We start from the raw sequence: 8,989 nt of genomic DNA, 5'->3' as shown, positions 1-8,989 counted from the left end.
CTCAGGGAAAACTAGGACTCGCTGGCCTTGTCTGCCGCCCGCCTGCACCAGCCATACCAGACGCACACCAGGCACGGAGTGCCCAGCGCGATCCAGGCCAGGACATCGCCCATGCGCTTCTGCTTCAGCGCCGCCAGGGCCTGCGAAGCCGCATCGAGGTCGGACTGCTTCGGTGCTGTGGGCTGATCGCCTTCGGTGAGGGCCTTGAGCTCTGCCGATGCGGCGCGTGCGGCTTCGAGGTCGCGCTTGTCGTTGGCTACGGCGGAACGCAGCAGGTCGCGGGAGCGCACCACCGCGGGCAGCGCCGCGGCCGCTTCCTCGTCGCGCACGCCGGCGGGCGCTTCGTAGGCTCGCAGTTCCTTGCCGACGAGTTCCACATGGCCGCTGCAATGCGGGCAGGTCATCGGTTGCGTCGGTGCGGCGCCGGCAGCCTTGGCCTCCGTTTCCCGCACGCGCGCTTCCCAGTCGGCGAGTTCCTTTTCGTCGGCGGCCAGCTTGGTGGTCACGCGCTCGAGCCGATCGGCGGGCTCGCGCAGTGCTTCGATGCGCGCCGCCCGCGTGGTATGCGCCCGCACGTCGGCCTGCAGGGCGCCCAGCGCCTGATGGCTACTGGCGATCTTCGAGTCGATCTCGGCGAGGCGCTGCCGGGCCGTGGTCAGCGCCTTCGGGTCGGTCTCCACCTCTGGCGCCTTCCAGCTCGCGGCCTTCACGGCGCCGTAGGTTTCGCCGGTCAATGCGCGCCAGGAGCCTTTCGCTTCGGTCGCCTTCGCCTTGGCTTCGGTGCACGCCGCCTCGAAGCCGGCGCGCAGCATCGGGGCAACGCGATCGACCCGCGCCTTGTCGTGGCCCTTGTCGATCAGGCGCTGGGACACCGTGTCGGGCGTGATCCTGATGCCCATGAGGCCGAACAGGAACGTGCGCCGGGCCTTGTCGTCCATGCTGCTGAAGCGCTGAGCGTCGAGCACGTACGGCAGTGCTGCGGGCACCGTGAAGCCCTTGGACTGCGAGGCCTTGCCAGCGGGCAGCACGATGCTCGCGGTTTCGACCTCGGGGCCGCTGCCAGCGATCGCGACCTCGGCGAAGGCGACCTTCTGGCCCTCGTTGACCAGGGCGCCGTATTCCTTCTTCAGGCCGACGCGCACGGCCTCTCCGGTCAGCGCCATGCGGATCGCTTCCTGCAGGCTGCTCTTGCCGGCGTAGTTGCTGCCGCCGAAGAGGGTGATGGGCCTGTCCAGCGCGACATCGGCGCGGCGGACGCCGAGGAAGTTCTCGGCCGTGATGTGGGTGATCTTCATGGTGGTGGGGCTCAGTCGATGGAGGGGGTGGTGCCGCGGGCGCGGCGGCTGGTGGGCGCGGCGGCCGGCGCCGGCGGCGCGCTGGCCGGGGTGTCGAGCTCGGCGGCGCGGCGTTGGTAGACATCGGAGAGCACGGCACGCTGCTCCTCGGTGGGATTGAGCGCGCGCAGGCTGTCCATCGCGGCATCCAGGCTGTCCTGGTCCTTGCTGGCGCTCAGCTTCTCTGCGAAGGCATCGACGTCAAGGCCGCTGGCCTTTGCGTCCGCGGGGGTGGCGCTGCTGGTGGCGGCCCCTGCCTCGGTGGCTTCGGCCGCTGCAGGTGCAGCTGCGGTCTCTTCCTGCTCCGGATCGATACCGTTCTTCTGCGTGACCTCGGCGGCCGCGCTAGCGGCGACGCTGCGGAGGTCCTCGGTGCTGGTGACACGCACGGAGTCCTGGTCGAGGTCGATCACGACGGCGTCCTGCATCTCCTCGGTCGTGCGGCCCATGCCCATCACGATGTCGGGCGCGTGGATGTTCCCGAAGAAGCTGCCGGCCCGGTACTGAAGCATCAGGTGCTTCATCTCGGTCTGCCACTTCGAGCCGGCCTTGCCGTACCAGCCTTCCTCGACCGCGAGCTTCATGCTGACGGGCGCCGACTCGATCACCGGCAGCTTCAGGGCCTTCGCGTCGGCCAGCGTGCGCACGTTCGGCGGGAACGCCATGTTCCCCGGCAGGGCCCAGGCCACGCACTCGAGGTTCTCGATCTCGACCGTGATGTCCTTGAAGTCGAAGCGCCGGTTCTCGCGGTTCCAGCCCTGCTTTTCCTTGTAGGTGGCCTTGATGACACCCTTGTTGACGACATCGAAGCGCAGGGGCGTGAAGCGCTTGCTGGCGTTGATCGCTGCGATCTTGTACTGGCCCGACCACGTGAGCCGGCCCTCGATCACGTTKGCGTTCTGCATCACCGCTGTGATGCTCATGCCGACAGCGCGGGCGGTCTCGATCGCTACAAGGCAATTGCCCAAGGCGTTTGTGTTCTCCACATACTCGATGCCGCCGCCCGGCAGCTTCTTCTCGACCCACTGTCGAAAGGCGACGGGCACGGCGTTCGACGTGGAGAACGCTTGCGCGATGCGCTGTGCCAGCGCGAAGCCGCGCGACGAAAACAGATCCACGACCTGATCGGCGGGCTCCTGAGCGGCCGCAACCTGGTGCTGGCGCAGCTGCTGGATGGTGGCGGTGTTCGCGGCCGGAGCCGCTGCGGTTGCAGTTGCAGACATGGCTTTCCTTCTGGGAGTGGTGATCAGTCGTGGTATTTGCAGTGCGCGGCGTAGGCCGGGCAGAACTTGCGCGAGCACAGGTTCGACTTCGGGTTCGGCGGGAAGACCCCGCTCTTCAGCATCCCGGCGGCGATCTCGATGAGGCCCGGAAACTTGCCGTCGCCCAGCAGCGGTGTCTTCACGTCGGCGAGTTCGCCGGTGGCGCAGGGCGTGTCCTTGGTGGTCTGCAGGCCGATGATTTCGGCGGGGGCTTCCATCCGCTCTCCCGAGGCCTGCTCGGCCATCAGGGTGTAGATGCCGAGCTGGATGTGGTGGCCCTTGGTGACAGCACGCCGGGTGCCGGCCTCGGTCTTCTCGGTGGCGCGGCCTCCGGTCTTCAGGTCGGAGGCACCCTTGCGGCCGTCTTCGGTCAGGCGGATGCGGTCGGTGGTGCCGGTGACGCGGACGACGCCGTGCGCGGTTCCGATGTCGAGCGCCGTGCACTTCAGTTCGACCGCGGTGTAGGTGCGTGTCGGCGCGATGTCGAGGCAATACTTCGTCGTCAGCTTCACCGCGAAGCTGTCGGCATCGGAGGGGGAGAGGTTCTCATCCCAGGCAACCTCGTCTTCTGGGCTCTGCAGAGACTCCCGTGCCGCGTCGACCGCCTCGCCTACGCTGATGAACTTGCCGTCGAGGATGGCCTGGTCGTAGACCGCGGTGCCAGCGTGCACGGCGGTGCCGAGATGGGCGGCGCCGCCCGACGGGCTGCGAAGGCCCATGATGTTCTGCCAGTACCACTTGTACGAGCAGTCGAAGAGCGTGGGCCAGGAACTGGCGCGGACAACGGCGAGGGGCTGGGTGGTGGATTCCATGTTCGTTGGCTTTCAGCGGAAGAGGGTGAAAAAGGTGGGGAACGAGAAGGCGATGGCGACCGCCAGAACGGCGCAGACCACGGAGAAGGCGATCCACGCCCGCACCAGCTGCAGCAGTTCGGTGATGGAGTCCCAGGACTCGGCCACGGGATCGGGCGTGTCGTCGGGGAAGTAGTGCGGCGCGCGGCTCACGGCGTCACCTTCTGCGGCTGCTCGGCGCTGAGACGCGCGATGCGGGCCTCGTACATGCGAGCCATCGTGTCGTGGTACTCGGCGGCGGCGCGGTGCTCCAGGAGCATGCGGCGCGCTTCGTACAGCTGTTGCGAGGCGATCTTGTCGGGGTTCGTGGGCGCGAAGATCATGAGAACAGTCCTGGTTGGCCGTTGAAGAAAACCCAGCGGTCGAGGCACCAGACCAGGCCGAGGGTGATGAGGAAGGCCAGCACGTAGCCGGCAACGGTTTCGAGCGCGGCGATCACGGCGCCCTCGCTTTCACGGCGGCCACAACTGCGGCGCACTGCGCGACATCGAACCAGCCGATGTGGCATTCCTCGACGTTGGCGATGCCGAGCGCGCCGGCCAGCCAGGCATAGGCCTCGCTGCGCGTCATCGCGCCGCCTTGCCACAGCGGGTTGAAGGCGTCCTTCGCCTCGCTGCGGGCGCGGCGCATGGGCGGCGTGGCCAGCGTGCCAAGCGGGATGCCCGTGAAAGGGTGGAGGCCGACATACGAATCGCAGCCGGTGCACATCAGCGCCCACGGCCACTTGCCGAACTCGCGGCCGTAGATGCGGGCGTTCGACCCGATGAAGACCGGAGCGCCGCAGTTCGGGCACTTGTCCGGCATCGGAAGCGGGTTCTTCACGCGCGCCACGGCGCCGCGCGAGGGGTTCCACGGCGTCACTGGTGCCGTGCGCGGGGGAATGGCGGCGCGGGTCAAATGACACCCCCGTCCTTCAAGATGAGGTAGATCGCCACGCCGAGCAGCGCGACCGTGACGCCCACGACGGCGAAGACGGTGCTGGTCTTCACGATGCGGCCCTCACCTTCAGCATGGCGTCGGCGTGCGCGTAGCGCGCGATCGCGTGACGCTCCATTGAGGTCTTTGCGAAGTAGAGGGCGCCCGTCTGGCCGAGGTCTTCCAGCGCGGCCTGCACGTCCTGCTCGCTGGCTTGCGCTGCAAAGTAATCGCGCATGGTCATGCCGATCACGGCCTCAGCGCGGGCGAGGATGTAGGCGCGCTCGCGCGCGGTGGCGTCCTCGATGCCCACAGAGGCCGCCATGGCTGTCGCATGCGCGCTCTGCATGTCGCTGACCGGAAAGGCCGGGCCGCCGGTGTTGATCGCGGCGCTCACGAAAGCGGCTCCAGCTGCAGATCGGAGGTGTCGACGAGGTCGGCGCCGTCGTCGCGCAGCAACTCGGCCAGGACCTCGCGCCACTCGATCATCTTCAGGTCCGCGAGGTGGCCTTCGAAGGGCACGACGCAGAGCTGGTGCTCGCCGAACTGCGGCAGTGCGCCCAGATCATCGAAGAGGAAGTGCGGCAGCTCGAAGGCGACCGGCGCTGCCTTCTGCGCGCGGAGCACCTTGTCCAGGTGCTGGCTGACGCTGCGGCGGGTCACGACGCACCTCCAGAGGCCTTTGCAGCCGCCTCGACGATCGAGCGGCGCGTGTTCACCCCTTGGTCGGGGCCACCCACGAAGGTGAATTCGCACCCGCTGCGGCCGAGCCCGATGGAGATGCAGACCACATTGCAGATGCGCTCGGCCAGCGCAATGGCCAGGCGCAACGCATCGCCGTCGTCGTGGAGTGGGCGCCATTCGCGCAGGCTGCCGTTCGTCGGCTGATAGAGGGCGCGCGGCACCTCGCAGTCTTGCCACTCGATGGCAAGGCCTATGGCTTGAGCCGCCAGCGAGACCAGCTCGCGCTCGCTCATGGAAGCGGCCGTACGCGGGGCCTTCACAGCACACCTCGGTTCTGCTGCGACAGCATGTAGAGGTCCGAAGGAGCGAAGTACTCGGGCGAGGCCTTCGCCGCATTCAGCGCACGATCGTTCTCCAGTGCCTGCTCTTCGGTCGGCTGGAAGACCGTCTCCGGGTGGCGCTTGCCCTCGGCGCGCTCGCGGCGGGCATCACGCCGACGCGACAGGTTGGATTGCGTGAAGCGGCTCATCACGCCACCTCGAGCATCTTGGCGACCACGGCGGCGTGCGCGGCGGAGGCCGAAGCCTTCGCAACTGCGGCAGCGGCGCGCTGCTCGGCGATGCGCTTGCCCTCGGCGATCAGCTCGCGGGCCTCTTCGGCGTCGATCTTGTTCAGGCCGTTGTGCGGCACGAACTCGTAGAACGTGCCCTTCGTGGCGCTGGCCAGCACGTAGGCGTCGGGCTTGAAGTCACCCGGCGTCGGAATTTTGGCGATGACCGTGAGGGTCAGGAAGCCGACCTTGACGGTCGCGCCGGCGCTCCAGTCCCGCTTTCTTGCTTTGCTCTGCATGCCCATCTCCTGTTTGATGAGCTGCAGTATCAGCGCCGCTGATTCTTCTGTCAATCAGCGGCGCTGATTATTTTCCGGACTATTTTGTAACAGTGCCGCTGATATTGTCTGACCCGCAGACAGGCACGCAAAAAAAAGCCCGCGCTAGTCGGGCTGGTGCTGGAGCCCCCAGCAGGGTTCAGGCCGGTGCGCACGCGCGCTTACGCTTGAGGCTCATAGACGATCACGGACGAGAAAGGACGTAGATGCGCACAGTATTCGAACCGGCACCGACAGAAGAGGAGTTCGCGGCGATGACCGCAGAAGAGCGCACGGCCGCAGTCGCGGCTATTCGATGGGGTCTATCTTGCGTAACGCGAGTTCGTGCTGCGCCGCTCGCGCGCGCAGCTCGACAAGATGCTCGGGGTCGGTCCCGACGGGGGCGTGACGGCACAGGGCATCGACCTGCTCCCTGAAGTTGGCGAGCACCAGAGCTTTCTGCGGGTGCACGGCAAAGAGCGCGCCGATCAGGGAGTGCAGGATCTGGTTCTCGACGCCAAGGGTCCACACATCGGAACGGAAATTCTGTTCGTCTTCTTCGGTCATCGAGCCTCTGTAGGTCAGTTGCAGTGGAACGTGTTTCCCGCGCCGCGGGTGCAGAACGAACCGTCCGTTCCCTGCAGATTGCCGCCGGCGACAAGGTTGTATCGCACGCCGTTCTGCGCTCCCCAGCATCCGGCCGCGTCGCAGTTCACGAGTTGACCAGGCCCGCGGCGCGGTGCGGGAGCAGGCTGATAGGTGGGCTGCGGCGCAGCCGCTGGCGACGCGCCGCAGACAGCTTGCATTTCCTGCCAGGCGCGCTCAACCATGGCTTGATCAGGGCGCATCGAGTTCCGCGACACCTCATAGTTTCGCGTGGCGCGCTGGCAGTCTTGGGCGTGGGCCCCGACCGCCAGCAATGCCAGCAGCGAGAAGAGTGCCGCTCTACCTGCCGGCGCGTGCACAGACGACCTTCACAAAAGTTTCGCCGAGCGTGTCGGCCATGGGAAGGGCTTCAGCAGAGCCTCCGTCGCGTGCGACCTGCGTTTCAGATGCCGAGAGAAAAAATATCTCTTGTTGCTGCAGTGTGCGTCTCATGCAATCCACCCGATAGTTGGCCAAATGGGACTTGTAGGCCTTGCCGTCGACGACGGATGGTGAGCGCAGATCAGAGCGCCACCACGCGAAATAGGCAACCTCGCGCGTCAGGTCTGGTCTGATTGAGGTTTGATCGAAGTAGGCCGTACTGCCATCGTTACTCGCGAACTCCACCCATGGCGACTGAGCGAAGGCCCCGACTGCGGTGGCGAGCGTCAGCACCATTGCAAGATAGCCGCCGGTCTTCATAGTTTGGTGCCCATCCAGACTGCCTTCCCAACGAGCGTTTGACCGGCCTCGAACGGGAAGTCTGGGTAGCGACGCTTGTTCTCGTTGTCGGAACGGGCGATCCAACGATCACCCTCATGGATCACCCGTTTCACTACGGGCCCCTCGTCCTTGACGAAGACGAAGATCTTCCTGTGCTCGGGGGACTTGACCTTCTTGTTGATAAGGATGACAGCTCCATCGGCAATGGTGTCGCCCATGCTCTCGCCCCTGACGTTCACGATGACCCCCTCGTGCGGCGTGTAGATACCGCATTCACGAAGAAAGTCGCGTCGGAAAGAAAGCCCTCCGATTTCGTCCTCTGAACTCGTGATACGCCCATCTCCAGCACCAACTAAGACGTCAAGTCGGGGGATGAGGTAGCTGTCTTCGTCGCTGACTAGGCCGGCGGCATCAGCGGTGCGGTGCGCCTCAACCGCGAGGCGTTTGCTGAAGTCGCGGATCTTGCAGCCGAGCCCATTGGCGAAACCAACGGCTGCCTTCAGGCTCAGGGCTGACTGACCCGTCAGGAAGTTGGCCACGGCACTTTGACCGCCAATCCCAAATTCCTTTCCGAACTCACCCTGGCTAGAAGGCTTGACGCGATCCCAGATCGCCTTCAATGCGCGCGCCTCAGCACGATGTTCTTCCGTGACCTGCGCCTTTCTGGGGTCCTTTTCCTTGTCTGCACTCATGCACCAAGGATCAGCGACGCTGTTACCTTGAAATCAGCGCCGCTGATTGACAAGAGAATCAGCGGCGCTGATACTTTGAGCCCATGAATCCCATCAAAGCAATTCGCGAATGGCTCGGTGTCACCCAGGCTGAACTGGCCAAGGGGATCGGATGCTCGCAAAGCAACATCGCCGCATACGAGAAGGGTCAAACCGTACCGCCCCCGAACGCCAAGGCCTTGATCGTCTATGCGGAGAGCCGCGGACGGTCGATCACCTTCGACCACATCTACGGCAACGCGGATCTGCCGGTCCTTCCAACCGACGCCACCCCGAAGGCCGCCTGACATGCGCAGCACCAAGAAGAAGGGCCCGCGCACGCCGGCGCTGATCCGGGCGAAGCGCCTCGGGTCGGCCATCCATGCGATGTACGCCACGGCGCGGACGGCGCACCTCATCAATTCGAAATGGGCCGAGAGCGTCGCTGTGCTCAACGGCAGTTTCGACGCCCGTGGAGCTGCGTCGGATGCGATCGCGCGCGCCGCCGGATTCCGCGAGCCACCCGAGCCGGAGCCCGCGACCCAAAGCACCCCGAAGAAGCCGCTGGCACCTGCTGGTGGTGCCGCGCGCCCCATCACGTTGACCTGGCTTGCCGGCGGTGCCGCATGCTTGGAGGTTGGGCATGTGGCGCTCTCTCTGAGCAGCGACGAAGCCTCAGTGCTTCGGGCTATCTGGTCGCCGAATGCTCGTCGAGGTTGCGAATGATCTTGCCGAATATCTCGTGCAGCCGTCGCATCGTCTTCTCCGACATGTGCAGGTCGCTGAAGCCCTCCGGGGAAGGCTCGCCGGCTCTCACCGTCACCTGGGTAATGACCCGCGTCATTCCCGCTTCGTACGAGGCTGCACTTACCGCTTCGATGTCGATGCTGAAGGTTTTCATGTTCGCCCCTCGCGGGGTCCGTGTTGTGGTGACCGGACTCTACCCCGCGAGCGGGCGGGCACCCCTCAACGGCGTTGCCGGCCACTGCGTCATGGCG

The 8,989-nt window shown here is 65.8% G+C and carries 17 protein-coding genes; 2 read left to right on the top strand and 15 right to left on the bottom strand.

Annotation, left to right across the window (positions count from 1 at the left end; all coding sequences use genetic code 11):
• Window positions 1–11: 11 nt before the first annotated feature.
• The 14 genes from QMO14_RS17140 to QMO14_RS17075 all read right to left on the bottom strand — a co-directional run bounded on the left by QMO14_RS17140 (window position 12) and on the right by QMO14_RS17075 (window position 7,973).
• A complete protein-coding gene (locus QMO14_RS17140) occupies window positions 12–1,295 on the bottom strand; it encodes an AAA family ATPase (RefSeq protein ID WP_301508592.1) in 1,284 nt (427 codons plus the stop codon).
• 11 nt (window positions 1,296–1,306) lie between these two features.
• A complete protein-coding gene (locus tag QMO14_RS17135) occupies window positions 1,307–2,557 on the bottom strand; it encodes a hypothetical protein (RefSeq protein WP_301508590.1) in 1,251 nt (416 codons plus the stop codon).
• 23 nt (window positions 2,558–2,580) lie between these two features.
• Entirely contained in the window at window positions 2,581–3,408 is an 828-nt protein-coding gene (locus QMO14_RS17130; RefSeq protein ID WP_301508588.1) for a PD-(D/E)XK nuclease family protein, read from the bottom strand.
• A gap of 12 nt (window positions 3,409–3,420) precedes the next feature.
• Entirely contained in the window at window positions 3,421–3,600 is a 180-nt protein-coding gene (locus tag QMO14_RS17125; RefSeq protein ID WP_301508586.1) for a hypothetical protein, read from the bottom strand.
• Entirely contained in the window at window positions 3,597–3,770 is a 174-nt protein-coding gene (locus QMO14_RS17120) for a hypothetical protein (RefSeq protein ID WP_301508584.1), read from the bottom strand. The genes QMO14_RS17125 and QMO14_RS17120 overlap by 4 nt, the downstream gene beginning before the upstream one ends.
• Window positions 3,771–3,882: 112 nt before the next feature.
• A complete protein-coding gene (locus QMO14_RS17115; protein ID WP_301508582.1) occupies window positions 3,883–4,344 on the bottom strand; it encodes a zinc-finger-containing protein in 462 nt (153 codons plus the stop codon).
• A gap of 88 nt (window positions 4,345–4,432) precedes the next feature.
• Window positions 4,433–4,759 (bottom strand): hypothetical protein, encoded by a 327-nt coding sequence (locus tag QMO14_RS17110; RefSeq protein WP_301508579.1) that lies wholly within the window; start codon window positions 4,757–4,759, stop codon window positions 4,433–4,435.
• Complete coding sequence (locus QMO14_RS17105) at window positions 4,756–5,025, bottom strand: hypothetical protein (protein WP_301508577.1); 270 nt, start codon at window positions 5,023–5,025, stop codon at window positions 4,756–4,758. Before QMO14_RS17105 ends, QMO14_RS17110 begins: the two co-directional genes overlap by 4 nt.
• On the bottom strand, window positions 5,022–5,339 hold the full coding sequence (locus QMO14_RS17100; RefSeq protein ID WP_301508575.1) for a hypothetical protein: 318 nt from the start codon (window positions 5,337–5,339) through the stop codon (window positions 5,022–5,024). Before QMO14_RS17100 ends, QMO14_RS17105 begins: the two co-directional genes overlap by 4 nt.
• Before the next feature lie 23 nt (window positions 5,340–5,362).
• The gene (locus QMO14_RS17095) at window positions 5,363–5,575 is read right to left on the bottom strand and encodes a hypothetical protein (protein WP_301508573.1); all 213 of its coding nucleotides are present in this window, start codon (window positions 5,573–5,575) and stop codon (window positions 5,363–5,365) included.
• Window positions 5,575–5,895 carry a hypothetical protein gene (locus tag QMO14_RS17090; protein ID WP_301508571.1) on the bottom strand — a complete coding sequence of 107 codons (321 nt, stop codon included), beginning with the start codon at window positions 5,893–5,895 and terminating at the stop codon, window positions 5,575–5,577. The genes QMO14_RS17095 and QMO14_RS17090 overlap by 1 nt, the downstream gene beginning before the upstream one ends.
• A gap of 327 nt (window positions 5,896–6,222) precedes the next feature.
• Complete coding sequence (locus QMO14_RS17085; RefSeq protein WP_301508569.1) at window positions 6,223–6,480, bottom strand: hypothetical protein; 258 nt, start codon at window positions 6,478–6,480, stop codon at window positions 6,223–6,225.
• A gap of 378 nt (window positions 6,481–6,858) precedes the next feature.
• Window positions 6,859–7,260 (bottom strand): surface-adhesin E family protein, encoded by a 402-nt coding sequence (locus QMO14_RS17080; protein WP_301508567.1) that lies wholly within the window; start codon window positions 7,258–7,260, stop codon window positions 6,859–6,861.
• The gene (locus QMO14_RS17075; protein ID WP_301508566.1) at window positions 7,257–7,973 is read right to left on the bottom strand and encodes a S24 family peptidase; all 717 of its coding nucleotides are present in this window, start codon (window positions 7,971–7,973) and stop codon (window positions 7,257–7,259) included. The genes QMO14_RS17080 and QMO14_RS17075 overlap by 4 nt, the downstream gene beginning before the upstream one ends.
• Before the next feature lie 83 nt (window positions 7,974–8,056).
• Here QMO14_RS17075 and QMO14_RS17070 point away from each other — a divergent pair, with 83 nt between their 5' ends.
• Both QMO14_RS17070 and QMO14_RS17065 read left to right on the top strand, forming a co-directional pair.
• Entirely contained in the window at window positions 8,057–8,299 is a 243-nt protein-coding gene (locus QMO14_RS17070) for a DNA-binding transcriptional regulator (protein ID WP_301508565.1), read from the top strand.
• A gap of 1 nt (window position 8,300) precedes the next feature.
• Window positions 8,301–8,717 carry a hypothetical protein gene (locus QMO14_RS17065; RefSeq protein ID WP_301508564.1) on the top strand — a complete coding sequence of 139 codons (417 nt, stop codon included), beginning with the start codon at window positions 8,301–8,303 and terminating at the stop codon, window positions 8,715–8,717.
• On the opposite strand, the gene QMO14_RS17060 is transcribed toward QMO14_RS17065, so the two are convergent.
• Window positions 8,680–8,892, bottom strand: a complete 213-nt coding sequence (locus tag QMO14_RS17060; protein WP_301508563.1) for a hypothetical protein — start codon at window positions 8,890–8,892, stop codon at window positions 8,680–8,682. The genes QMO14_RS17065 and QMO14_RS17060 overlap by 38 nt on opposite strands.
• Between the last annotated feature and the right edge of the window lie 97 nt (window positions 8,893–8,989).

Origin of the sequence: Variovorax sp. CAN15, from assembly GCF_030462475.1 — a bacterium.
Lineage (GTDB): Bacteria > Pseudomonadota > Gammaproteobacteria > Burkholderiales > Burkholderiaceae_C > Variovorax.
This window is presented reverse-complemented; position numbering and strand designations above follow the sequence as displayed.

Bases quoted from the DNA above. Each gene is read 5' to 3' on its own strand.
- QMO14_RS17140 (WP_301508592.1), bottom strand. From the start codon at position 1,295: ATGAAGATCACCCACATCACGGCCGAGAACTTCCTCGGCGTCCGCCGC.
- QMO14_RS17130 (WP_301508588.1), bottom strand. From the start codon at position 3,408: ATGGAATCCACCACCCAGCCCCTCGCCGTTGTCCGCGCCAGTTCCTGG.
- QMO14_RS17120 (WP_301508584.1), bottom strand. From the start codon at position 3,770: ATGATCTTCGCGCCCACGAACCCCGACAAGATCGCCTCGCAACAGCTG.
- QMO14_RS17100 (WP_301508575.1), bottom strand. From the start codon at position 5,339: ATGAGCGAGCGCGAGCTGGTCTCGCTGGCGGCTCAAGCCATAGGCCTT.
- QMO14_RS17095 (WP_301508573.1), bottom strand. From the start codon at position 5,575: ATGAGCCGCTTCACGCAATCCAACCTGTCGCGTCGGCGTGATGCCCGC.
- QMO14_RS17090 (WP_301508571.1), bottom strand. From the start codon at position 5,895: ATGCAGAGCAAAGCAAGAAAGCGGGACTGGAGCGCCGGCGCGACCGTC.
- QMO14_RS17085 (WP_301508569.1), bottom strand. From the start codon at position 6,480: ATGACCGAAGAAGACGAACAGAATTTCCGTTCCGATGTGTGGACCCTT.
- QMO14_RS17080 (WP_301508567.1), bottom strand. From the start codon at position 7,260: ATGAAGACCGGCGGCTATCTTGCAATGGTGCTGACGCTCGCCACCGCA.
- QMO14_RS17075 (WP_301508566.1), bottom strand. From the start codon at position 7,973: ATGAGTGCAGACAAGGAAAAGGACCCCAGAAAGGCGCAGGTCACGGAA.
- QMO14_RS17070 (WP_301508565.1), top strand. From the start codon at position 8,057: ATGAATCCCATCAAAGCAATTCGCGAATGGCTCGGTGTCACCCAGGCT.
- QMO14_RS17065 (WP_301508564.1), top strand. From the start codon at position 8,301: ATGCGCAGCACCAAGAAGAAGGGCCCGCGCACGCCGGCGCTGATCCGG.
- QMO14_RS17060 (WP_301508563.1), bottom strand. From the start codon at position 8,892: ATGAAAACCTTCAGCATCGACATCGAAGCGGTAAGTGCAGCCTCGTAC.